Origin of the sequence: Algorimicrobium echini (genome assembly GCF_900115185.1) — a bacterium.
Classification (GTDB): Bacteria; Bacteroidota; Bacteroidia; order Flavobacteriales; family Flavobacteriaceae; genus Algorimicrobium; species Algorimicrobium echini.
Window position 1 is genome coordinate 127,046 of record NZ_FOVN01000001.1, and the last position, 25,455, is coordinate 152,500.

The window sequence follows — 25,455 nt, forward strand, 5'->3', positions numbered from 1 at the left end:
ATAACAGAATTGTTAATAAACGAATAGTTTTAAACTAGAAATAATTATTAAAAATTTAATCCCAATGCAAATGCAAATCTTAATCCGTCGTCACTATGGAATAAAGATATATTTCCTGTGAACACTTCTGCAGCCATTAACAACAAACCACCACCATAAGAATTGTGCCATTTTTTTGAAGGATCGTTTTTAAGCCAAACACGTCCGTAATCCACACCAGAATAAATACCAAAATTAACTGGTAAAATTCCCGTTTTCATTTTATTAAACATATAGCGTACATCCGTTAATTGATAAAACGAGTTTTTACCTGTAAAACGTTGATTTCTGTAACCGCGAAGTCCATCACTGGCACCTATTGAAGCTGCTTGATAAAACTCGTATCCATCACCTAAAATAAAATGCGCTTTCATTTTGCTTGCTAAAACCAATTTACCATTGGGAATCAATTTATAATCAATACTCACATCTGGAATGATAAAACCAAAATCATTAGAATTTTCTAAATTGGTTCGGTAGCCCATTTTTAAATTTGTTTCAAAGCCCAATGTTGGGTAGGCTTCATAATCACGATTTTCAAAATGATATGACGCTTGAGCTCCAATAAAGTTATTTCTATTTTCAATTTGATTTGTATTATAAAAATCATTTATAAAACGTCCATTCGTTTCTTCAACTTCAATAGTTTGATAAGAAATTCTTAATTTAAATTCCCCTTCTAACATACCCTTATAAATTAAAGAAGGTGCCACACTCAATGTTTGAAGTTTTACACGATTGTAATCGCGATTAAAAAGATCATCATTTTCTGCATTTGGGTTTGTAGTTTCATTTCCAAACCCGAAGAAATTTACACTGTAATTTGGACTTGTAATAGCTGCATCTATTCCTAAATTAAACTGTCCAAATATTTTGGCTATTTCTCCAGAATAGGTAACATCAAAACCACTTGTTGCAAAATAATAAGCTGCTTTAATGGTGTGTTTAGAGCTAAACGGGTTTCGCTCAAAACCATAAGCTGTATATGTACCAGAAGCACCAATTTTCACACCATCGTCTGGGTTATATCCTACAATTGGAAAAAATTGACTCTGGTTATTTTTTAACTTAAAATAATTGTAGGCATTAATATCATAATCGTCTTCAAGCTTTTTACGTCCTTTGTTTGTTTTAAAGGTGTTTTCTTTTGACTTATAATCGTACATAACCACGCGTTTGCCATTTTCAATATGGTATATATCATTATTTTGACCACCTATTAATCTTAATTTTATAAGATTATCACCTTCACCATGTACATGTAGAACATCGTCATCATCTAGAGCATAGAGCCAAATTTCTCGCGTTTCTTCTTTGGTGTATTTACGCTCATGAAACAAGTCTTTTTTTTCACCACCTTTTATTCTAAATGCTTTAATGTGAGTTTCTCCATCAGGTAACCGTTCAATATCAAAATAATCATCCTTATCGGTACCTCTTACAATAGCTATTTTATTAATATATGCATAATACTCATCTGATATTTTTTGAAGATTGTCTCTTCGTGCTTTTAAATTGAATTTAATTTCATCTATAGCATCGTTTTGTAGTTCTTCGGGTATATTAGAAAAAGCCTCTTCAATAACGGCATCTGTTAAATTAGAAGTTATTATTTGTACTTGTTCATTCCAGACATCGTGTGTTGATTCACTTATTAATGCTTGATCGAGTGGGTACACCTCTAAATTAAACCATTTTGGACTTCTTAAATCTGGACTAAAAGGCTGTAATAAACGTGCTGCTGGAATTAAATAGGAACCCAGACCCATTAAAAATCCATCGTTCATATTTGAAAAAACTTGATCACGATCACGAGGTACAGGTTGGTATACCGTTTTACCATTTTCTTCGGTAGTTGCCCAACGCCATTGGTCATGGTGTCTGTCCCAATCGCCAATTAACATATCAAATAGTCGCGCTCGGATGTAGGCCTCTTCATCAACTATAATATCTTCATCAGAACAAATTTCAATCAACATATCATCTGTTCCAATTAACTCATCAGAATAAGCAAAACCAGGCTTATGGCCATGGTCATCTCCTGCATGTGCTTCTATCATATAAAGCTCGTCTCCGAACGTATCATTATAAGGCTCTATTGTTTTTTGGTGTGGCACATAATATAATTCTGGCGTGGTGTGTAAAACACCAATAGATTCAGACAAACGTGCTACTACAAAAGGTGTGTATGGGTGTGCTCCTGTAAATACATGCAAAATTAAATCTTGAGCAGCTGTTTCATTAAACTGTCCTTCCACATATTGATCTTTAAAAGCAAAGGCTTGAATATAATTCAACGCATTTTTACGAAGCCCTCTCATGACATATTCTCTTCCTAAAGAATCTTTTAACCTTAAGGAATTAGACTGACTTCCACCACCTTTTCGTACAATTGTTAAACCACCATATAAAGTGTCTAGCATAGCCGTTTTAGCTTTTATAGGTGTGCTATAAGCTTGAGAATAACGATCTCCCCAAAGAAAGGTATAAAAGCCGCTTTTATCGGTTTCTTCTTCCGAATAAATAGATGCTGTGGTTGTTTGCGGAAACGAGCTTGGGTATTCTCTTGGTTCTTGAACAATTGGTTCGTAAACGCTATGTCTAAATAAAGGCTCTTTGCTATCAGCATCGAAAAAAGTGACTTCAGATGAACCATCATCAAAAACATCTAAACGTGCAAAACCGTTTTTACTGGATGAAAAAACACCACTCCCTATATTTCGAGTTGGTGTGGATTTAGAGCCTGAACCACTAACAATTTGAGCTAGATTGTCTTGAAACAACAATTGTAAATTATGATCGTGTCCTGAAACAAAAATAACATGGTCATTTTCTTGTGCGAGTCTAATTAATCGTTTTCGCAAATCATTATAACGCTTATTCTGAATATCTTCTGGACTGACACCTGTTGTTTTCCGAAGAATATTTTTAATTGTTCCTAAAATAGGAAATGGTTTCATGTGACTTAAAAACGAATATTGTCCGCCATGAGAGCCGTTGGTATACATAGGGTGGTGCATGGCAACAATAGTGGTTTTTCCACGCGCCTTTTTAATTCTACTTTCAAACTCATCTAGAAACGCATCACGGGTTTTAATATCACATTTGTCATTCATAGTTGGATGCCTATCCCAATTGGCCATATACCATTTAGCATCTACAAAAATCATTTCAATATTATCTGTAATAGTTTCATTTTCTATGGAGCAACCGTTTTCTGGTAAAAAGGAGTTCTTCCCCAAAATATCATCTATATAGTCTTCTTGCCGCTCTAAACCCACCAAACCGTCAGAGTACCAATCATGATTACCTGGAATAAATAATGTGGTTCCTTTAAAGTTTTTTACGGCATCTATTTGCACATCTAATTGGTGCTTGGCAAATCCGTAGCTTTTATGGTCTTTTTCTGGTAAACCACTTGGATAAATATTATCTCCTAAAAAAAGTGCTGTGCTATTTTTAGAAGCCTTATTTAAAGCCTCTTCAAAAGCTTTTAATGCTGGTGATTTTGTTCCTATTGGTGAGTTTCCAGCATCTCCAATTAAATAAAAACTATGCTCAATAGCTTTTTTTGAAGGTGATAGTTGAAAATCAGCTTCTTCATATTGTGTTTTAAAGGTTGCACAACCAAAAAAGATAAAGACCGTTAAAACCAACCACCTACTATCAAAATTTATCATGGTATCCTGTAATTTATTTATTATTCTTTTTGCCATAAACTATCTGTAAAGTAATGTTTGCAATCTAAAAAATGTTGTTTTGTTTGGAAGCCAGAAATATGAGCTAATTTTTCAATTTCCTTAAGACTGTATTTTTTAGATAACTCTGTCCAAATCAATTCATTTTGACTAAAAGCGATGGTTTTATTAATTTTTTTCAAAAAAACCGTTTGTTTTTTCAAACTAACTATATAGCTTTTTACACGGCCAGTCTCTGGGTTATAGTAGCAATAAAAATCAAAATCGTCTATTTTGAAATCGGCCTCTAATTCCCGATTCATTCTAACTAACAAGTTTAAATTAAACCGTTTCGTTATGCCGTCTTTATCATCATAAGCATTTTTAATAGTAATAGGATTTTTCTTTAAATCCATTCCAATTAAAAGCTTATCACCTGAATTCATAACCTTATTAAATAATTTTAATAACGCAATGGCATCATCCTTCAAATAGTTCCCAATATTACTTCCTAAAAAGAGTAATAAATTGGGCATATTTCCTTGGAACTTTTTATTTAAAATTTCAAAGTAATCTCCTACTTGTGGTTTTATTGATAATTCTGGTAAACGTTCGTGTAATTTTTCTGATAGGATGTTTATGGCCTCTTCGGAAATATCAATAGGCACGTAATTAAAATCTATATGTGTATTGACTAAATACTCTAATAGTTTGAAAGTTTTAAAACCATCGCCAGCTCCTAATTCAATAATATTAAATGGCTGATTAAACTTTAATGCCTCTACAATTTGCTTGGCTTGTAGCGATAAGATTTCAAATTCTGAATCGGTTAAATAATAGCTTGGCATATTCATTATTTCCTGAAAAATGCGACTACCATTATCGTCGTAAAAATATTTAGAAGACAGGTGTTTATCTTTAGCGGTTAGACCATCTACCACGTCTATTGCAAACGTTTTATTCATATTATTTTACAAGTCTTATACCCGAAAATTGCCATCTCATATCTGGATGGAAAAAATTTCGATATGTGTTTCTACTGTGGTTTTTTACCGTTGCCACTGATGCACCACGCAGCACCATTTGGTTAATCATAAACTTGCCATTATACTCACCTAAAGCTCCTGGGGCTTTACTAAAATTTGGATATGGCAAATAGGCACTGTTAGTCCATTCCCATAATTGTCCAAAATCTATTTTTTTGGAAGCTACCTCCCACTCAAACTCGGTTGGTAAGCGCATTTGTTTCCACTCTGCAAACGCAAAAGCTTCATAAAAACTAATATGGGTTACTGGTTTATTCTTATCTACAGGTACGAAACCATTTAACGTGTACTGAAACCAAGTCTCATTTACTTTATGCCAATATAAAGGTGCCATAATATTGTTTTCCTGAATAAAATCCCAACCTTCGGCATGCCATAAATTAAAATCTTGGTAACCGCCAGCTTCTATAAAATCGATGTAATTACCATTACTAACTAATTGATTACTAATTTCAAAATCTTGGAGAAATACCTTATGATTTCCTAATTCGTTATCATAGCAAAACCCGTTACCATTGTAACCAATTTCATATAATCCTTCGGGTATTTTTATGAAGTCTGATTGTGAAGAAAGTGTATTTAATTCAATCTTGTTTTCAATTGTTGGAAAAGTGGGTTGGTTTCCTAAAATGTACGTAATATCATAATAAAACAACTCTTGATGCTGTTGTTCATGATTAATACCCAATTCAATAACTTTTAATGCGTTTTGTGAAGGGTTATTATCCAAAAAAGCCAACATTTTTAAATCTACAAAATCGCGATACTTATAAACCTCATCTACCGACGGACGTGTCATTAAACCTCGGTTTGGCCGTAACACACGTTTTCCTGCATGGTTGTAATAGCTATTAAAAAGGTAGGCAAAATCTTCATTAAAAACTTGATAGTTTTCAACAAATTTACTCAAAACAAACTGCTCAAAAAACCATGTAGAATGTGCTAAATGCCATTTTGGAGGTGACACAAAAACGGCAGGTTGTACTGAATAATCCTCGGTTTTAAGTGGTTTGCAAATTTCTAAAAATCGGCTTCTTGTATATTGGTATTGTTCTTTAATGGTCATTTAAACAAGTTCGGTTTCTATAATTACTTCGTTTTGTAAGGTTTTATGCACAGGACATTTTGAGGCAATTTCTTTTAAACGGTTTTTCTGATCCTCGTCTAAATCTCCTACAAATTTCAATCGTTTTTGTAAATGATCCATACGTTTTGGTTTTTCTATATCCAGCATTAAATCATTACTATGTTTTTTAGAATAGGTAATATAAGCAAAAACTTCCTGTAAGTCCCACTTCTTGCGTTCGGCATATAACTTCAAAGTCATTACTGTACAGGCAGCCAACCCAGTACTTAAATAATCGTATGGCGATGGTCCAAAATCATTACCACCAACAGATTCTGGCTCGTCTGCAATGAGATAATGCTTTTTAGTTTGAATAGTTGTTGTAAAATTATCTTCTTTTAAATTTAAATGCGCAACCAACTGTTCGCCTTCAGTATCTAACATTATGTTTTCTTTAGGGTCAAAATAGCGCTGCACCCAATTTCCAATCATATTTCCTACATATAGACTATCTCTTGAATTAGACAATAAATGATCTGCACCATCTAAGCTAATAAAACTTTTAGGATGGTGTGCATTGCGGTATAGCTTTTCGGCATTATCTATACCAACTATAGCATCAAAAGGCGCATGCATTATTAATAGTGGTTTGCGTAAATTTTTAGTAATTTCTGGTAAATCGGTTTTACTAAAATCGTCAATAAATTCTTGATTAATTTTAAATGGTCGACCACCAATATTTACTTCAACATCTCCTTTTGCTTTTACCTCATCCAAACTATGAGAAAATAATTTAGTAACATGGCCAACTGTTGCTGGAGCACCAATAGTTGCAACGGCCTTTATATTATCCAGTTTAGAGGCTGCTGTAATTACTGCAGCACCACCCAAAGAATGACCAACAAATAAACTAGGCGCTTTATAATTTTCATTTAAAAAAGAATTTACAGCCAGCAAATCCGCAACATTCGCCGAAAAGTGACTATCCGAAAAGTTACCTTCACTTTTCCCTAATCCTGTAAAATCGAAACGTACCACACCAAAACCATGATTTGTTAAGGCACGACTAATATTTTTTACAGCACTCAACGTACTTGTACAGGTAAAACAGTGCGCAAAAATGGCATAATAGCTCGGTTTTTGATTAGCTGGCAGCTCCAAATAAGCTTGAAGTGTTAAGCCTTTTTTATTCTGAATTTCGAGTTTTGTACTTTTCATTGGTTTTTAAATGACTTAATGTATTGTGGTTAACATAATCTGTAAACTGCTCTAATAATAACGTTAACTTTGGATTAATAAATGTTTCGCAAAACGGTTTTTCAGGGTTCTTTTTATAATAATTCTGAATAGCCTCTCGAGATGCTTTAAATTCTGAAAACGGCAAGATTTGAGTAATTAAATCTTGACCTAAATCCAGACGATAACGTTCCATAACCAAACAAGCTTCAGCATATTGCGCTTCTGAAAACGTATATACTGCTGAACGGTATTTGTTACGCATGCTGTGATTAGATGAACTCTTGTGCGTTAACAAATGTATGTGAATTAACACGTTTAAATTAACGCAATTAGTATTAAAATGAACTATAACAGCTTCCGAAAAAGTATTATTCTCGTCAATTGAAGCCACATACCCTTGCGCCACTTTTTCAACACCAATTACTGATTGAAACACAGCTTCGGTACACCAATGACAGCCTCCTCCAAACGCTATTTTAGAATTGGATTTCATGTTTTAATCCTTAACAACCTGGACTCCTTTCCAAAATGCCACATGGTTTTTTATACCTTTTGCTAAAGCAGAAACTTCTGGATAAAACCAAGCTGCATCAGGATTCAGTTTCCCATCAACCTCTAGAGTATAACGCTTCTCCTTTCCACGGACAAGTTGTATGGGTTTTACTGGGCTTAAAAAAATCTTTTTTTATACTATCATGAGGAAAATAATGATTGTTTTCAACAACCACTGTTTTATCACTTTCTGCAATAATTTTATTATTCCATATGGCTTTCATAATCCGGTTATTTACACTATTAATGTTTTTAAATAAAACTATCGCTGAAGCGCTCAAAATGACACGTGTATCCATCTGGCTTCCGCACCAAATAATCCTGATGCTCTGGTTCAGCTGGCCAAAATTTTGAGTACGGTTCTAATGTGGTTACTACTGTACCTTCCCATTTATTAGAATCGTTAACCAATTTAATCATTGCTTCAGCTACATTTTTTTCTTCTTCATTTTGAAAAAATATTGCCGAACGATAACTAGACCCAATATCGTTTCCCTGTCTATTTACCGTAGTTGGATTATGAATTCGGAAGAAATAATCTAAAATATGTTTAAAAGACGTTTCATTTTCATCATAGGTAAGTTCGATACCTTCCGCATGACCTGGATGATTTTTATAAGTTGGATTATCATTCTGGCCTCCTATGTAACCTACTTCGGTATCTTTAATACCTTTTTGAGTGCGAAATAAATCTTCCATACCCCAAAAACAGCCTCCTGCTATATATGCTTTTTTATAATTGCTCATTTTTTATGTTTTATTTAAAATTTAATAGTAAAATATTTATGAACTACATGACAACATGGAACAACCCACTTTATGTCTCGCCCAATCTGGTCGTTTTGCAAACCATTTTTCGTTTTGTGGCTGTTCAGCATAAGGCTTTTTTAAAAGCTGAAATAACTCATCTATTAAATTATAATCGCCTTTATCAGCTGCATCGATGGCTAATTGTGCCATATAGTTTCGCAACACGTATTTTGGGTTTGTTGTATTCATTTGTTTTTTTCTTGCCTCATCAGTAGCGGTTTCTAACTGTAACCTAGAAGCATAACGCATTAACCAATCATTCCAATTTTGTTTAATTACATCAGAAATTGCGGTCGGGTTATAAAATGATTCCGCTACTATTTTCAATCCCTCACTTGGATTGGCTTTTTTAAAATCGGCGAGGCTTCTAAAGAAAATTGTCATATCTGTTTCTGATTGCTGTAAATTATCTTCTAAATCTTGAATGAGAAGGTAATCTTTTTCATCAGCTTTTTCTAAACCTAATTTATAACGCATCATCTGTAAGGACTGTGTTTCAAAATCAGTTTTATATTGATTTAAAATACTTTCTAGTGCTTCTGCATCATCAATTAATGGAAAAAGTGCATTGGCTAATTGGTATAAATTCCACAAACCAATATTGGGTTGATTACCATATCTATAGCGTTTATGCTGGCTATCTGTTGTGTTAGGCGTCCAACTTAAATTAAAATCGTCCAACCAGCCATAAGGACCATAATCTATTGTTAACCCTAAAATAGACATGTTATCGGTATTCATTACACCATGCACAAAGCCTACCCGTTGCCAGTGAACAATCATTTGTATGGTGCGTTGAGACACCTCGGAAAAAAACTGAATATAGGTTTGTTTAGACGGTTGCCCTAAATGAGAAAAATGATGACGAATTGTATAATCTACAAGCGTTTTTAATGTATGAGTATCTTGTCTAGCTGCTAAAATTTCATAATTACCAAAACGTAAGAAACTCGGTGAAACTCTTGAAACAATAGCGCCTTTTTCATATGCTGGATTTCCGTCGTACATCACGTCTCGTAGGACCTTATCACCAGATAATGCCAAAGTTAATGCTCTTGTGGTAGGCACTCCTAAATGATGCATGGCCTCACTACACAAATACTCTCTAATGGATGAGCGCAATACAGCCAATCCGTCAGCAGTTCTGGAATAAGGTGTTATTCCAGCTCCTTTTAATTGTACTGCCCAAAATTTAGTATTGTGTTTAACCTCAAATAAATTAATAGCCCGACCATCACCCAATTGTCCTGCCCAACTACCAAACTGATGACCACCATAACACATAGCATACGGTTGCGTATTTTTAACTACTGTATTGCCTGTAAAAATGTTTAAAAAAGCGTCTGATTTACTATCCTCTTCTGTTAACCCTAAACTCGCTAACATTTCAGGAGACACGTGAAGCAGTTCTGGATTGGCTGTCTGTTTTGGACTTACAAAAGAAAAACAAGCTTTTGCTACCTGTCTTCTGGTATTTTCTAAAACAGGATCGGCTGGCAATTCCCTGTTAAATCTATCCTGTATGTTAACATTTATTTGTTTAACCATTTTAAAAGCTCCTTATCATTAGGATTTCGTAACCGTTTATTATCAATTAATACTGTTGGAAAATGCAAATTTCCATTTGGGTATAAACTGCATAACTCTTGAGCCAAACTTTCATTTTTTATAACATCTTGAAACGTATAATTAAGATTTCGAGATTCAAAAAAACGTTGATAATAATTTGACTTATGGCATTTTGAACTACCATATAACACAATCCTTTTCACTGAAAATTCTTTCTTTAATTTAACTATTTAGTTTCCAATACTATCGACTCTGAATTCACACAATATCGTAAACCACTTGGTTCTGGACCATCAGGGAATACATGCCCTAAATGAGCATCGCAGGTATTACACATCACCTCAACACGAACCATCCCAAAACTGGAATCTTTTTCATATTTAATAGCATTTTCCTGAATAGGTTGAGTAAAACTAGGCCATCCTGAACTGGAATTGAATTTAATAGTCGAATCAAAAAGCGGTTCATTACAACATACACAATTATATTGGCCTTCTTCAAAAACACTGCATAATGCTCCAGTACCAGCCATTTCAGTTCCTTTTTTTCTGGTAATTCTAAATTGCTCGGCTGTAAGAATTTCACGCCATTCAGCTTCCGTTTTTTCAACACGACGGTTAGGAATAGGATTTCCATTCACACTAAAACTAATAATATCTTTCCAAGTTAACATAGCTACTTTTTTGTTTATATTTTATTTTTAAGGCTAGCATACAGCCAATTAGACAATTGCCAATTTTGAAGTACTCCACCTTTTATTTAAACTTTTAATATACACAAATCCAAGTGGATTTTACCCAATAAAATATTAATTAAGCGTTAAAATAAGCCATATTATTATGCATTGGGTTAATTATAATAAAACCTGAAGCTTACTTTTGAGATTGAAAAAAGCAATACATCCCAAAATGATTCTTAAATCCAGTTATTTTTGAGTAATTTAAGCGTCTAAAGTGATGAAAAACTATATAGAACTATGACAAACCTTGTTGAAGCATCTAAAAAATTCGTGTTTGATTTATTTAAGGCCGAATTAAATCCTTCTTATTTATATCATAATTACACCCATACTGCTCGAGTTTTTAAAAGTATTAATGAAATTATTGAACATACTGATTTAACAGATAAAGAAGTGGAAATTTTACGCTTATCTGCTTTATTTCACGATACTGGTTATATAAAATCTAGAAAAAATCACGAAGAAGAGAGTGCTGCTATTGCAAGCGCATTTTTATCAAAAAATGATGTTCACCCCTCTATCATAGACTCCGTATGCAATTGCATTTTGGCTACTAAATTTTCTGATGTCCCTACTAACAAATTAGATAAGATTATTCGTGATGCGGATGCCTCTCATTTTGGTAAAGATTATTTTGAAGAAGCCAGTGAGTTTTTAAGAAAAGAATTAGAAATTCAAGATGTTGCCTATTACACTATAACGGAATGGCTTGACGAAAACATAAAGATGCTTGCCGAGAAACATCAGTTTTTTACTGATTATGCTTTAAAGAATTGGCAAAAGCAAAAAGAGCAAAATTTAGCTAGTTTAATAAAGACAAAAAACAAGCAGAAAAAACGCCGAAAAAAAGAAGAAATGAAGGCTAAATATAAAGCGCATTATAAAAATGATAGTCCAGAGCGTGGCATCCAAACATTTTATAGAGTTGCTTTAAGAAACCACATAAAATTAAGTGACATTGCGGACACTAAAGCAAATATTTTACTATCTGTTAACGCTATAATTATTTCGTTAATGATTTCTAATTTGTTTTCAAAATTAGATAGCCCATCTAACTCCTATCTAATTATTCCAACCATGATATTCGTTTTTTTTAGTATTATTTCTATGATACTTTCTATTATAGCTACAAGACCCAATGTAACGCGCGGTGAATTCACTAAAGAAGATGTTGAAAATAAAAACGTTAACTTAACCTTTTTTGGAAACTTTCATAAAATGAAATTGGAGGAGTTTGAATGGGCTATTGATGAACTCTTACAAGACAAAAACTATGTGTATGGCTCATTAACAAAAGATTTGTATTTTTTAGGAAAAGTGCTAAATAGAAAATACCGTATTTTAAGAATTACCTACACAATATTCATGCTTGGTTTTATTATTTCAGTAATTGCTTTTGGTATAGCTTTTAAGGTTACTGAATTTAATTAGGCATTAATTTCTTGAATCAAATCATTATACGTGAATAAGCTTTTACTGTCAGAATCCTTATTATAAAGAACACTTACACGAAGCGCTTTTAAACCCGTTACGGCCTGTAAATCTTCTATTTCAAAAATTTCAACATCATGGTCTAACATTTTTTTAGACTGTAAGAACTCAACATATCTTAAATATTCTATTTCATCTTGCTTTTGCGAATAAACAATTGTTAATTTCCCTTTATGGGTAATACGCTCCTTGGTTCCTTTAATAAAGGCTTTATCTAAACGCTTTTTAACAATTTCATAGCGCGCATTATAGGTTCCATCAACATCAAATTGTTTTTCATCCATTCTAAAACTAATACTCAATGGCTGGTTAAAGACTAATATAAGCGAAGCAACATCCAAAGAAATTGGTAAATTTTCACGCATTTGATAGTGCATATTTTCCATTTCACACATTATCTGCATTTGCCATAATCTTAAATTATATAAATAAATCGGATTAAAACTTACGTCTTTGGTAATGGACTCACCGATGTACATATTATGTTCAACACCATCTGTTTTAAAGCGCTCAAAATAATGTGGATACATGGCTTGTGCTTCTAGCTGTTTTTCATCTAGAATTTTTGCCATTGTTTTATTTATTTTAAGAATAGTTTCATCAAAATCTTTACGGTGATAATAAATTTCACTGGCTTGATTATCTAAATGGTCATAATATTCAGATATCATATCCTGCAAGGCATCATAAGCGTTTAAATGTGATAACAATGGCTCTATATCTTGCTTGAAAAAAGCAATGATTTTCTGTTCACTATCTACTTGAAAATTTTCATTTAAATCGTTTATAAATTGATTTAATTGAAAAGTAAATTGATCATATATAGGCAAAGATTCAACCTTATTAGCTTTTAATAGAATGCTTTTAGCCAATTCGAGCTGCATAGTCAAATCATCTTTGGTAGCTTTATTTCTAGCATCCGAAGAACCTTGCACATCTATTTGTCCATAAAGCGGATACACTTTCTCGAAAGCAATTTTTCTGAAAATAGCCTCTTTTCCTCTATTTTTATTCATGATGAATAATTTGGCTTCCTTTTCAAAACGCCAATAAACACTCTCATGAATTGAGGTACATTCCTTTTGAATAACAGCTTTTATTAAATTGTCTTGGTCATTTTTAGATCGTTCTACTGCCGAAACAATAAATGGCATAACATCTACCAATTTGTTGGCTATTATACTGTTTAATATTTTAGGTTTATGAGAAACAATTTCAAGTACACCTAATAGCCCATCATTATTTGCAATAGGCGCAAAAATGGCACTTTTAATTTTTTGATCAAATAATGCTTTAATGTGTGGTGCATCGCCATGCGATTTTTTGTAGGCAGCATCAACATCGGACACAGAAAAATAATGTTTATCCTCTAAAAGACGTTTATAGGACCATTCGCAAAGCGCATCTTCACAACTCACACTATCCAAATTATCCAATAAATAACTGGTCATGCCTTTTCCATGAACACGCTCAAAAGTATCATTACTTTTATTGTGGGTTGAAAATCCCACATGAATATCTTTTAGGCCAAAAAGAGATTGAAATATTTCATGAAAATCTTTCATGAATCCTTCATCTTTACGCTTGTGCTGGCCAATTAATGAGGATTTAATGTTTGAAATGGACTGATCATCGGTAACATCAAAAATATTGGCAATGACAAACCCTTTGAATGTATAAGAATTAGGTGGGAATTTTTCTTTCCAAATGGCAATATTTTCAAAATTATCTAGTAATTCATTATAATCATCAATGGTTATTTTAGGAGCATCTTCATGGGCTATAATTTCTGTAAAATCGGCATTATATAATATTTTATAATACCTTAAAATTCCATTTTCATCGGGAATTTCATAATAAAAAGGTCTTTTTAAATTTAGTTTATAGCCATAACAAAAATTCAAAATAAGTGTACATGCAATAATATACCTGTCGTTATCATGCATATTAATTATACCTAAATCGTAATCTTTACCTGCATTGTTCATAATAGATTTAAAACGATTTGAAGCATTAAAAATCAAATTATGAAACGGTACAGATGCTGTTTTAATTTCATTGTTAGTAAGAATTGGATTAAAGGTGTCTCTTAAAATAAAAGCAATTTCTTCTTTATAAGTATTTAATAGTTCTGGATCTGAAAAGCCTTCACGTAAAACAGGATTTTTTTCTGCTATTTCTAATACTTTTTTAGCATGAGAAGCCTCAAACGAATCGCCACTTTTAACTAAAGTATCGTATTCTTTTAAAACCGTATTGAAACTAACTTTCAACGTAAGCGGTGAATCTATATTTTCATTAATATCTTTCATACTCATTTTTGCAACCCTAAAGTTACGAATTTTAATATTAGTCGATTTAGCATCTAAATGTTAACATAAATAACAAAAAAAAGACCTCAATAGCTAATAAGGTCTTTTAAATTATTCGTTGGCTAAAATTAAAGTCGTTCTAAAAGCACTATATTTTGAGGTGAGCTTAATGTTATCTTACCATTTTCTACACGAACAGTTTGCCCAGAATAAGCGTCATGTAGTTCTGTTTGATCTTTGAAAATATTTGAAACATTTAAGACTAATGGTTCTGGATTAAGATTTAAACCGATAACCACCTCATCTTTAAAATCTTTGGTTTCGTAGGTTCTACTAAAAACGTAGGGCTCATTGGAAATCATCTGGTGAATACCTGCGCCTACAGCTGGATGTTTGGCTCTAAATTGCCCCAGCTTTTGCCAATGTGCTAATATTTTTTGAGTCTGAATACGATTATTTATATCATGCCAGTTCATTTTAGAACGCAAGGTAGCATCGCCAACAGCGCCTTCTATTTGTAATGAACGTGCTGATTCATCACCATAATAAACTTGAGATGTTCCAGGTGTTAATAATAACATGGTGGCTGTTTCAAATGGCTTTTGGCGACTAGCGTCAAAAGGCTGACCATCGTCATGAGAACTCAAGTAATTCATGATGCCATAATCTTTTAAATCTCCATTCAGTATATTAGAATAGGTGCTAAAAATAGTTTCATGTGTTTGTTGTGCTACCTGCCATTTTAATTCAAAATTAATCAAACTATTAAAAGCATTATCAAAATAATTAACTTGTTTATCCCCAAAATCGAAAGCTTTTCCAGCTGAAATACCATAATTATAAACTTCGCCTACCAAATAAAAGTTGTTATTATCTAAAACTTTATCCGGATTACTTTTTTTCCATTTAGAAAAAGCATAATCGCATGCTACTTTAAATTCTTGCCAGACAGACTCCTCCACATGTTTTACGGTATCTACCCGATAACCATCAATTCCGAACTCCGTAATATAATCCGTAAGCCATTTCATGATGTAAAAACGAGGCGCACGAGGATAACCTGTTCTGTTAAAAAAAGCATCTAGTTCTGCTATTTCTTCTTCATATCGGCCTTCTTTCTTCCATTTTTCTATTAAATGATTTGGTAATTCTACAGGCTCGTTACGCTCTGTTTTAATATCTGGTAGGTTTTTTACCAACGTACAAGCAACTGTTGTTTCATAATTCTGGTAAGTACATTGAGGCTCGGTACGCACCCAATTTTCTGGCCAAACAAGGTCTTTATCGGTAACTGGACCTGTATGATTAATTACGGCATCTAAAATTATGCGAATACCTTTTTTATGTGCAGCTTGAACCAGCTCCTTTAAATCCGCTTTACTTCCTAAATTGGGCTCTATAGCTGTCCAATCGCTAGTCCAATAACCGTGAAAACCATACGTTATTCCCGTTCCTTCATCGGTGCCGCCATGAATTTGCTCTACCACTGGTGTCATCCAAATGGCATTAATGCCTAAATCTGTAAAATATCCAGCATTAATTTTTTGAGTGACACCTTTTAAATCACCACCTTCAAAACCACGAAGTTTTCCAGCTTCGGCAGTTCTATTAAAATTTACATCGTTGGACGTATCGCCATTATTAAATCTATCCGTTAACATAAAATACACATTGGCACCTTCCCAAACAAATGGTAAGGCTGGTGTTTCAGTAACTTGATTGGTAGTTTCAGTTTTACAACTTATACAAACTAGAATACTGAATAGAAATAATAATTGCCTCATAATTTATTTAATTAGTATTTTGTATTCCCAAGGTTGTAACGCTATTGTTTCATCTGCTTTAAAATCTACGGTTTTGTCAGCCATGTAATCTAAAAAAGTACCAACAAGGGTATTTTTTTCTGTTTGAACAGCATCAGATATATTGGCTATAAACACCAACTTCTTACCATTCTTCTCACGTTCAATTTTAAGAATATTTACATTCGAGGTTTCCAAAATTTTAAAAGATGCTGGATTCTTGCCACCATTTATAGCATCATTTGTTTGTTTCAATACACCTAACTGCTCTAATAATTTCCAGGTATTTCCTTTATTTTTTGGAAATGAATCTTTTTCGAAAAACTTTAATCTGTGGTCTAAATCATACTCTTGACCCGAATAAATTAAAGGCATTCCTGGTAATACATAAGTTAAGGCTGTCATAACTTCTGATGCTTTGCCCATACGTTCTTTTACTGTTCCATTCCAAGAATTTTCATCATGATTGGTTACAAAATTCATCAAAATATCATTTGCTTCATAGTCATTTGAAACCTTATCTATATAGGTCTTAAAATCTTTCAAACTTTTCTCTTGTTTCGCTAAACTATTCAATAAATGATGACCATCCCATGCATATGCCATATCAAAAAGATTGCCTTTTAGCAATTCTGGCTCCCAAGCTTCAGCTAACATAAAAATATCCTTTTGTTTTCGTAATTCTGGAATAGCTTGTTCCCAAAAGTCAGTAGGAACAGAGCCAGCAACATCACAACGGAAGCCATCAATGTTTTCATTGGTAATCCAGTATTCCATATCCGCAATCATTTCTTTACGCATGTCTTGATTATCGTAATTTAAATCGGCAACATCTGTCCAATCCGTATCTTTTGGATGAATAATTTCACCAGCCTCATTTTGGGTGTAATAATCTGGATGATTTTTAATCCAGGTATGATCCCATCCTGTGTGATTTGGTACCCAATCTAAAATAACATAGATGCCATTTTCATGAGCTTGGGCTACCAGCTCTCTAAAATCTTCAATAGTGCCAAATTCAGGATTTATTTTGGTGAAATCTGACACCGCATAATAGCTTCCTAAATATTTAGATTGTTCCTCTTCAGGGAAATCGCTTGCAAATTTACTGTTCTCACCTCCTGTGGCTTTCCGTTTAGTTTCCGAAATTGGAAAAACAGGCATAAGCCAAATAACTTTAACACCCAATTGTTTCAGTTGCGGAATATCTTTAGTGAACGCATCAAACGTTCCTTCGGGTGAATATTGCCGAATATTTGCTTCATAAATAACGGCTGTTTCCATAATACTATCTGAAATAGGTTCTAATTGTGCGGTTTCAGTTTCTACAGTTTCAACTTTAGAAGAAACTTGTTTTGCAGATTTTTCCTGCTTGCAAGAAAAAACCATTACAATAGCAAGTAATAATACGGGTAACTTTTTCATTTTAACTAGTATTTAATTTTAATTTCTATTTCGTTTTCAGTGTCCCAAACTACTGGAATTGTTATAGTATGGGTTTGAGGGTTATAGGGAACCACAACCTTTTTTTTACCAATTTTTATCTGTTTTGGTGCTGCTCTTATGTTATGAATTACAAGAGTTATGTTCTTTTTAGTAGTTTGAAAATTTGCCCCTATTTCAGCTTCCATTTCGAATTCAAAACCATTCTTTTGTAGTTCTGTTTCAAAAGTCAATAATTCATATTCCCCTTTGTCAAAAGCATTGGTTGTTATTCCATCATCATTATACACAGTGGATTTGGTTTCTTTTATAGAAGCATCAAAATAATAATGTAAAACGAGATTGTTTCCGTTGTAAGCCTTTGTTGATTGTAACTCTGAAGTCATTGGTATTATAGCACCAGCACGAACATAGGTTGGAATATTATTTTCATTGGTTTGGATTGTTTGTGTTTGACCACCAACTATTTTTTCATCCGTATAGAAATCATACCAATTACCTGTTTTAGGAAAGTAAACAGTCTTTTCCTTAACATCTGGTTTCAAAATTGGAGCTACCAAAATATCGTGTCCCCAAAGGTATGTTTCCGAATAACCTGACAGATTTGGATTATTAGGTTCTTCAAAAAACAAAGGACGCATGAGTGGTGCACCAGTTTGATGGTTTTCAAACATAACATTATAATTATATGGCAAAAGAGCGTAGCGCAGCTTAATAGCTTGTCTGGCTAGATTCTTGGCTTTTTCACTTCTAAAAACAGGCTCGCTTGCCACTTCCTCTTGAGCATGTGGTCGATAAACAGGTTGAAAAACGCCATACTGTAACCAACGAACGTACAACTCATCATCTAAATTGGCACCTGCAAAACCACCTAAATCGCTGTGCATATATGCCAATCCTTGCATACCCATTTGGAGTGCAATTTCTGGCTGACTCTGCAATCCTCCCCAAGTACGATTCACATCACCAGACCAAGGAATTAAACCATAACGTTGTGACCCCGAATATCCAGCACGCATTAAAATAAAAGGTCGCTTATTTGGATTGACTTCTAAATTAGCCTCATATACTAATTTTGCCCAATCATGGCCATAAATATTGTGAACTTCGTTAGCAGTTCCTGTTGCATGAATGAGTTTAGAAGGATGTACTTCAGGCTCTCCCAAATCGCCCCAAAACCCAGCTATACCTTGTGTGGCTAGCCCTTTATATATATTTTTAAACCATGTATTACCTTGGTTGCTATAAATGTCTATTAAACCTGTATTTCCAAAATAGAAATCATATTTAAAAGGATTTCCAATGGAATCTTTTGCTAAAATATCTGTAGCTACTGCTTCTTCCCAACGGTTAGATGTTGTTAAAATAAACGGTTCGGTTACCAAAATAGTTTCGACATTTTTAGCTCGCAAAGTCTTTATCATCTGTTTAGGATTTGGAAAAGAGTCTTTATGCCACTCTAAATTTCCCATAGTACCTTTAATATCTTTCCCAAACCAATATAAATCTAGAATTACAGCATCTACTGGAATATCTTCTTCTATAAATTTATCAATTGTTTCCATAACCTCTTCCTGCGAATGGTAACCAAAACGACTGGAAAAATTACCCAAAGCCCAACGTGGTAACAGGGGTTGTTTTCCAGTTAAATTGGTATAGTTATCAATTAAATTCAACCAAGAATCTCCTACCACAACTTGATAGGTTTTTCGTCCAGAAATAGTTTCGTAGGTCAATGTATTATTAGCATGACTATCTAAATCTAAAAAGCCAATTGGTGCATTGTCAAAATGTAACAAATAGGTATGTGATGATATAACTATTGGCAAGGTAAAGTTCATTAATTCACTACGCGTTTCATAACCATAATGCGCTTTGTTGTAAAGCTGGAGTCGATTTCCACGTCTATTCATCCCAAGTGCTCTGGCACCTGCTCCATATAAAACTTCAGAATCTTTTAAATTAAACTGAATGGTTTCATATCCGTCTGTTTTTTGATAGCCATTTTTTTCTGATGTAACTTCTTTTCCGTTATACCAATAGGAAATATGAAATGGTTTTTTATCAATTTGGACAGATAATTCAGAGGTTTTAAATGTAATTTTTTTAGCTGTCTCCAGGTATTGTGTAGCGGAATAATTATCTGTTAAAATAACTGCATGTGATTTTTTATTTTGAATTTCACCTTCAGGAACGAATGTTGTTTCTGCAATTTGAGGCGAATAAAACTTAATATAATAGTCGCCATCAGAAACCGAAACTGAAACTGTGTTATTAGCTATTTTGGCACTGATAAATTCACGCTGTTTGACTCGGTCTTTAAAAAGCCAAAGTATGGTTTCTTCAAAGCTAGTGCGCCATAATTTTTCATTATGCTCACCTTCTGGAACAACCTTTATATGCATATTTTGACCTGGAAAACCTTGTTCCTGAAGCGTCCCAGAAATACGATTCATATCCCTGACGGTCTGATTAATTTCTTCGAATGTAGTATTACCTCCTTCTTTTCCTCCGGCTAAAAAATAGATATCGGTATCCTTAAGGCTGTCGTTATATTTTGAAAACGCACTAACCTCTGGAGAAAACCAAAATGAAGGTGAGTAAACACCAATTTTCCCAAATGTTTTTGGGTATTTTAAAGCCGCGTAATAGGATATTAAGCCACCCATAGAGCTTCCAAAAATTGCGGTATCTTTTTTATTTGGAAGGGTTTTATATTTGGAATCGATATAAGGTTTTAGAGTATTAACTATAAATTCAAGATACTTATCGCCTTCACCACCTCCATATTTATTATTTTTCCATGGCGAATATTCATCTAAACGCTTGTCGTCTCCATGATCGATACCGACAACTATAAGTTCCAGATTTTTAGTTTCTGATAAATTATTTAACGTTTCATCTACTTGCCATTCGCCAGAATATGCCGTGCTTTTATCAAATAAATTTTGACCATCATGCATATAAACAACAGGATATGATTTGTTTGAAGTGTTATAATTTGGAGGTAAATAAATCCAAATACGTCTATTTCTATCCAGTTCAGGCATGTAAAAGTCTTCGGCTAAGATTGTCACATTTGATGCTGCAGACCTGCCTTTTTCTGGATTAAATAAATTATCCCAACTGGCAATTTTTACCCGTAACGTATCTGCTGTTTCAGTGAATTTATAGGTTCGGTTATCTAAAGCCAATCCGTTTTTATCGCATTCAACAGAGGCCCAAGAACCTTGTGTAAATTTAAAAAGAATTGCTTCAGGTTGTTTAGGCAGTGTGATACTATAAGTATCATTTTTTTTATTTAATTGATACTTTTTATTGCCGCCAGTCCAGCCTTCGAAATTTCCAGAAATGAATATTGATGCATTTTCTGGCGTTTCTTTAGGAAGTTCTTCAACCAGAATAGTGACTTGAGCAAAGGCATTAAAACCTATAAACAACGCTAGAAAACACCCTAATTTTTGTATCATTTTTAAAACTATTTTTTAGTTGAAAGTATGGTTATACCTGATGTATTAAAAGTCATTGATTCCAACCATTCTACTTGATTTCCTGAAACAATATTCGTTAAAGTTTTACCCGTTAAACCTATTTCTAGATAGCGTTTTAAATCGATAGTTATTGGTGTTTCATTCTTATTTAATATAACAACCACGGTTTCATCTTTAAACGTTCGAAACATAAAATATGTTCCTAAAAAAGGTGCAAAATGTACGGTTTTACCTTCCGTAATGGCTTTGCTAGATTTTCTGTAGTTTAGTATAGATTTCAAAAAACTTTGCATATTTTTTTGGTCTTTATACAAGCCTTCGCCTGTAAAAGCGTTTATAGAATCGTCCGCCCAACCACCCGGAAAATCAGTTCGTATTAATCCGTGATCGCCAGGCTTTTCATGATCACTCATTAAAATTTCGGTTCCGTAATACACTTGTGGAATTCTTGGGAGCGTTAATAGATACCCTAAAGCCATTTGAGTTTTTGTAACATCTTGCTTTAACTGTGTGAAAATGCGACTCATATCGTGGTTATCCATAAATACCATAATATCCCTTGGCTTGGTGTAGCTAAAATCGTTTGCCAATCCTTCATAGATTTTAACCAAACCTTGATCCCACTTTTCGGGTTCGTTGAGCGCATCAACAATATTTTTTTGCATGGCAAAATCCATTGTAGACTTTAAATTAGATTCGTAACCATCTTTATTTTTATGTCCAGTTTGCCAATAAGCAATAAGCAAAGGGTTTACGCTCCACTCTTCGCCTACAATGCTAAAATTGGGATACTCTGTTATAATTGCACCAGCCCAATCTGCCATGAAATCCTTATCTGGATACGGATAGGTATCCTGACGAATACCACCTAGGTGAAGTGTTTCAATCCACCAAATACTATTCTGGATTAAATAAGTTGCCATAAACGGATTGCGCTGATTTAGATCTGGCATGGCCTCAACAAACCAGCCTTCTTGAAACTCTGCCTTGTCACGTTTAGAAGCGTACGGATCTTGGTTGGTAGTACGTCTGTGATTTGAATTGTTTATTGGCCGTTTATTTTCGAAATTACTTTGTTGATTAACCCAGTCCTTAAACGGAAAATCTTGCATCCACCAATGATTACTTCCACAGTGATTGGCTACCATATCCATGATTAACTTCATATCTTTTTTACGTAAACTAGCAGCCAAACTTTTATAATTGGCTAGTGTCCCAAAACGTGGGTCTACTTGATAAAAATCGGTTATAGCATAACCGTGATACGAAGCAGATTTCATATTGTTTGTCAGTAGTGGCGATGGCCAAACTGCAGTAAAACCTAAATCGGAAATATAATCTATATGATTAATTATACCTTGAATATCACCACCATGTCTTGCATAATCATCGTTTCTATTTATTGTTTTTTCTTGAAGTGAAATATCAATATCATTTGAGTAATCACCATTTGCAAAACGATCTGGCGTAATAAGATAAATAGCATCCTGACTGCTAAAACCCATAAGGTTCTCTGCTGGCACTTCACGTTCTAAAAGCTGGTAGTTATAGGTTAAATTCTCGCCAGTATTTGACTGAAAAACAATTTCAAAAGTCCCTGGATGAGCATCTTTTGAAATCTCTAAATCTATAAACAAATAGTTTTTGCTAGTTGCCTGATGAACCTGTAATATCCGGACGCCTTTATAAGTAATACTAGGCGTTGCATTACCAATATCTGGATTTTTAACTAAAAGTTGCAATGTGTTTGTCTTCATTCCAACCCACCAATTTGGTGGTTCAACACGCTCGATTTGTGCCAAACTTAAAACTGGTATAGCCAGTATAATTAGAAGGAAAAGACGATTCAACATTTATGCTTCTATTAAGTTATTTGGTACAATTTTAATGGATTCGCCGTTTACCAAAATTTCAAGTTCTTCAGTCCCATCCAATTCAAATTGATTCCCATCATGACAGACATGAACCTTCAGTATTTGATTTCTAAAGTTTATTTTGAAAGAATACGATTGCCATTGTTTTGGAATTTTGGGTTGGAAAGACAACATATTATTTACAACACGCATACCGCCAAAACCTTCTACTATACTCATCCAAGTTCCTGCCATAGAGGTAATATGCAAGCCTTCTTCAACTTCATGATTATAATCATCTAAATCCAAACGTGAGGTACGTAAATAGAATTGATAGGCTTGTTCCATTCTGCCTAATTTTGCAGCTTGTATACTATGAACACAAGGAGACAAAGAACTTTCATGAACAGTAAATGGCTCATAAAAATCGAAATGTTTTTCCAATTGTTCCGTTGTAAAATCTGATTCGAAAAAATAAAAACCTTGCAAAACGTCTGCTTGTTTTATATATGGTGAACGCAGAATACGATCCCAAGACCATTTTTGATTTATAGGCCGTTGAGAGGCATCCAAATCCTGAACCGTAATCAATTCTTTATCTAAAAAACCATCTTGTTGAAGAAATACGTCATTCAATTCAGAAAAAGGAAAATACATATTCTCTGCTACGGATTTCCATTTAGACAATTCGGAATCTGTTAATTTTGTCTTATCCCAAATACGTTTGAAATCTGAATTATGCTCTTTAGAAACTATTTCTAGATTTTCAAGTGCATAATTAATACACCATTTAGCAATGTAATTTGTATACCAGTTATTATTAATGTTATTTTCATATTCATTAGGACCTGTAACACCTAAAATAACATACTGATTCTTGTCTGCTGAAAAGGTGGATCGCTGTTGCCAAAACCTAGCTATACCGATTAAAACTTCCAGTCCTTTTTCAGGGATATATGAATAATCGTTAGTAAAACGATAGTAATTAAAAATAGCAAAAGCAATAGCTCCATTTCTATGAATTTCCTCGAAAGTAATTTCCCATTCGTTGTGGCATTCTTCACCATTCATTGTGACCATTGGGTATAAGGCTGCTCCGTGTGAAAAGCCTAATTTTTCAGCATTTTCAATAGCTTTCTCCAAATGATTGTAACGATATTCTAATAAATTTCGTGCAACTTTTTGGTCTTTAGTTGCCATGTAAAAAGGAATACAATACGCTTCCGTGTCCCAATAAGTACTTCCACCATACTTTTCACCGGTAAAACCTTTTGGACCAATATTTAATTGGGAATCCGTACCTAAGTACGTTTGATTTAATTGAAAAATATTAAAACGAATACCTTGCTGTGCTTTTACATCGCCTTCAATAGTAATATCGGCAAGCTTCCAAATATTTGCCCATTGTGCAATTTGTGTTTGTAGTAAACCGTTAAAACCTAAATTAGTCGCTTTTTCTAAAACCTTTTTGGCTGCTATAATTAATTCATTTTTATTATGATTTCTATCAACGGTATAGCCACCAAACTTATGAATGCTGTACGTTTCGTTTGCCTTAACATGTTGGGTATACTTAAAACAAACTTGTTGCTCATTTGTTTCAACCTCTGGATTTTTTTCAAGTTTCTCGTTATTAAGAAACAATTTAGATTCCATAAATGTACACGTATGGAATGCCGTTTTCATGGTTTCTGCTAAAATAAATGCTTGATTATTTTCGTGACTTACTTTAGTGGTGTTCCAAAATTTATCTTCCCAATTGGTATCTTCATTTTTAATATTAGAATCTATATAAGGCTGAAACACTATTTCTGCCGAAGTATTAATGGGTGTTATTTGATAATTAATAGCTCCTATTTCGTCTAAATCGAGACTTAAAAAACGTTTAGTTTCAACTTTTACTTCAATATCATTGGGCAAAATAGCCGTAAAGGTGCGACTTAACCATCCTTCTTTCATATTTAATTCCCGCTTAAAGTCAGATACCTTTTTACACGTGAACAAATCTAAATCAATTCCATTTACAATCACGTTAATGCCAATCCAGCTTGGAGCGTTTATGACTTTAGCAAAATATTCTGGATACCCATTTTTCCACCAACCCACACGTGTTTTATCGGGATAATAGACACCTGCTATATAACTTCCTTGAAAACTGGAACCCGAATAACGCTCTTCAAAATTGGCACGTTGCCCCATAGCACCGTTTCCGATACTAAATAAACTTTCAGACGCTTTAACGTGATTAGCGTTAAAACCCTCTTCTATAATGGACCAACTATTTGGTTGTATATAATTTAAATTCATGAATGCTGTACTTAATAGA

The 25,455-nt window shown here is 33.6% G+C and carries 16 protein-coding genes and 1 pseudogene; 1 reads left to right on the top strand and 16 read right to left on the bottom strand.

All coding sequences use genetic code 11. The features are described from left to right. Positions 1–47: 47 nt before the first annotated feature. From BM239_RS00635 to msrB, 10 genes and pseudogenes are all read right to left on the bottom strand, one after another. Positions 48–3,755, bottom strand: coding sequence for a metallophosphoesterase (locus BM239_RS00635; RefSeq protein ID WP_245758160.1), 3,708 nt, complete (start codon positions 3,753–3,755; stop codon positions 48–50). After that, positions 3,740–4,681, bottom strand: coding sequence for an L-histidine N(alpha)-methyltransferase (locus tag BM239_RS00640; protein ID WP_092205730.1), 942 nt, complete (start codon positions 4,679–4,681; stop codon positions 3,740–3,742). Before BM239_RS00640 ends, BM239_RS00635 begins: the two co-directional genes overlap by 16 nt. Before the next feature lies 1 nt (position 4,682). Continuing rightward, positions 4,683–5,828, bottom strand: a complete 1,146-nt coding sequence (egtB, locus tag BM239_RS00645; protein WP_092205731.1) for an ergothioneine biosynthesis protein EgtB — start codon at positions 5,826–5,828, stop codon at positions 4,683–4,685. Beyond that, positions 5,829–7,046 carry a bifunctional alpha/beta hydrolase/OsmC family protein gene (locus tag BM239_RS00650; protein WP_092205732.1) on the bottom strand — a complete coding sequence of 406 codons (1,218 nt, stop codon included), beginning with the start codon at positions 7,044–7,046 and terminating at the stop codon, positions 5,829–5,831. Further along, positions 7,015–7,560, bottom strand: a complete 546-nt coding sequence (locus BM239_RS00655; protein WP_092205733.1) for a peptide-methionine (S)-S-oxide reductase — start codon at positions 7,558–7,560, stop codon at positions 7,015–7,017. Before BM239_RS00655 ends, BM239_RS00650 begins: the two co-directional genes overlap by 32 nt. 3 nt (positions 7,561–7,563) lie before the next feature. Beyond that, positions 7,564–7,843, bottom strand: a pseudogene (locus tag BM239_RS00660) (DUF427 domain-containing protein). Between the two features lie 28 nt (positions 7,844–7,871). Beyond that, complete coding sequence (msrA, locus tag BM239_RS00665; protein ID WP_092205734.1) at positions 7,872–8,366, bottom strand: peptide-methionine (S)-S-oxide reductase MsrA; 495 nt, start codon at positions 8,364–8,366, stop codon at positions 7,872–7,874. A 36-nt stretch (positions 8,367–8,402) separates the two neighbouring features. Further along, entirely contained in the window at positions 8,403–9,977 is a 1,575-nt protein-coding gene (locus tag BM239_RS00670) for a protein adenylyltransferase SelO (RefSeq protein ID WP_245758161.1), read from the bottom strand. Beyond that, on the bottom strand, positions 9,962–10,201 hold the full coding sequence (locus tag BM239_RS00675; RefSeq protein WP_245758162.1) for a glutaredoxin family protein: 240 nt from the start codon (positions 10,199–10,201) through the stop codon (positions 9,962–9,964). The genes BM239_RS00670 and BM239_RS00675 overlap by 16 nt, the downstream gene beginning before the upstream one ends. Before the next feature lie 23 nt (positions 10,202–10,224). Then, positions 10,225–10,671 (bottom strand): peptide-methionine (R)-S-oxide reductase MsrB, encoded by a 447-nt coding sequence (gene msrB / locus BM239_RS00680; RefSeq protein ID WP_092205736.1) that lies wholly within the window; start codon positions 10,669–10,671, stop codon positions 10,225–10,227. A gap of 303 nt (positions 10,672–10,974) precedes the next feature. On the opposite strand from msrB, the gene BM239_RS00685 reads away from it, so the two are divergent. Beyond that, positions 10,975–12,168, top strand: a complete 1,194-nt coding sequence (locus tag BM239_RS00685; protein WP_092205737.1) for a Pycsar system effector family protein — start codon at positions 10,975–10,977, stop codon at positions 12,166–12,168. Here the strand turns inward: BM239_RS00685 and BM239_RS00690 are convergent. The 6 genes from BM239_RS00690 to BM239_RS00715 form a co-directional block, all read right to left on the bottom strand. Further along, positions 12,165–14,540: a GAF domain-containing protein gene (locus tag BM239_RS00690; protein ID WP_092206730.1), complete on the bottom strand. Its 2,376-nt coding sequence runs from the start codon at positions 14,538–14,540 to the stop codon at positions 12,165–12,167. The genes BM239_RS00685 and BM239_RS00690 overlap by 4 nt on opposite strands. A gap of 128 nt (positions 14,541–14,668) precedes the next feature. Continuing rightward, positions 14,669–16,324 carry an alpha-amylase family glycosyl hydrolase gene (locus BM239_RS00695; protein ID WP_092205738.1) on the bottom strand — a complete coding sequence of 552 codons (1,656 nt, stop codon included), beginning with the start codon at positions 16,322–16,324 and terminating at the stop codon, positions 14,669–14,671. A 3-nt stretch (positions 16,325–16,327) separates the two neighbouring features. Continuing rightward, complete coding sequence (locus tag BM239_RS00700) at positions 16,328–17,767, bottom strand: alpha-amylase family glycosyl hydrolase (protein WP_092205739.1); 1,440 nt, start codon at positions 17,765–17,767, stop codon at positions 16,328–16,330. 5 nt (positions 17,768–17,772) lie between these two features. After that, entirely contained in the window at positions 17,773–21,255 is a 3,483-nt protein-coding gene (locus tag BM239_RS00705; protein ID WP_245758163.1) for a TIM-barrel domain-containing protein, read from the bottom strand. 8 nt (positions 21,256–21,263) lie between these two features. Continuing rightward, on the bottom strand, positions 21,264–23,129 hold the full coding sequence (locus BM239_RS00710; RefSeq protein WP_092205740.1) for a glycoside hydrolase family 13 protein: 1,866 nt from the start codon (positions 23,127–23,129) through the stop codon (positions 21,264–21,266). Beyond that, positions 23,130–25,436: a glycoside hydrolase family 65 protein gene (locus tag BM239_RS00715; protein WP_092205741.1), complete on the bottom strand. Its 2,307-nt coding sequence runs from the start codon at positions 25,434–25,436 to the stop codon at positions 23,130–23,132. It lies immediately after the preceding gene. Positions 25,437–25,455 lie beyond the last annotated feature (19 nt).

What these genes read in the sequence shown, in the direction of transcription:
- BM239_RS00685 (WP_092205737.1), top strand. Translation starts at nt 10,975, where the DNA reads ATGACAAACCTTGTTGAAGCATCTAAAAAATTCGTGTTTGATTTATTT.
- BM239_RS00670 (WP_245758161.1), bottom strand. Translation starts at nt 9,977, where the DNA reads ATGGTTAAACAAATAAATGTTAACATACAGGATAGATTTAACAGGGAA.
- BM239_RS00695 (WP_092205738.1), bottom strand. Translation starts at nt 16,324, where the DNA reads ATGAGGCAATTATTATTTCTATTCAGTATTCTAGTTTGTATAAGTTGT.
- BM239_RS00640 (WP_092205730.1), bottom strand. Translation starts at nt 4,681, where the DNA reads ATGAATAAAACGTTTGCAATAGACGTGGTAGATGGTCTAACCGCTAAA.
- BM239_RS00655 (WP_092205733.1), bottom strand. Translation starts at nt 7,560, where the DNA reads ATGAAATCCAATTCTAAAATAGCGTTTGGAGGAGGCTGTCATTGGTGT.
- BM239_RS00650 (WP_092205732.1), bottom strand. Translation starts at nt 7,046, where the DNA reads ATGAAAAGTACAAAACTCGAAATTCAGAATAAAAAAGGCTTAACACTT.
- BM239_RS00635 (WP_245758160.1), bottom strand. Translation starts at nt 3,755, where the DNA reads ATGGCAAAAAGAATAATAAATAAATTACAGGATACCATGATAAATTTT.
- BM239_RS00700 (WP_092205739.1), bottom strand. Translation starts at nt 17,767, where the DNA reads ATGAAAAAGTTACCCGTATTATTACTTGCTATTGTAATGGTTTTTTCT.
- BM239_RS00690 (WP_092206730.1), bottom strand. Translation starts at nt 14,540, where the DNA reads ATGAAAGATATTAATGAAAATATAGATTCACCGCTTACGTTGAAAGTT.
- msrB (WP_092205736.1), bottom strand. Translation starts at nt 10,671, where the DNA reads ATGTTAACTTGGAAAGATATTATTAGTTTTAGTGTGAATGGAAATCCT.
- BM239_RS00715 (WP_092205741.1), bottom strand. Translation starts at nt 25,436, where the DNA reads ATGAATTTAAATTATATACAACCAAATAGTTGGTCCATTATAGAAGAG.
- BM239_RS00705 (WP_245758163.1), bottom strand. Translation starts at nt 21,255, where the DNA reads ATGATACAAAAATTAGGGTGTTTTCTAGCGTTGTTTATAGGTTTTAAT.
- egtB (WP_092205731.1), bottom strand. Translation starts at nt 5,828, where the DNA reads ATGACCATTAAAGAACAATACCAATATACAAGAAGCCGATTTTTAGAA.
- msrA (WP_092205734.1), bottom strand. Translation starts at nt 8,366, where the DNA reads ATGAGCAATTATAAAAAAGCATATATAGCAGGAGGCTGTTTTTGGGGT.
- BM239_RS00710 (WP_092205740.1), bottom strand. Translation starts at nt 23,129, where the DNA reads ATGTTGAATCGTCTTTTCCTTCTAATTATACTGGCTATACCAGTTTTA.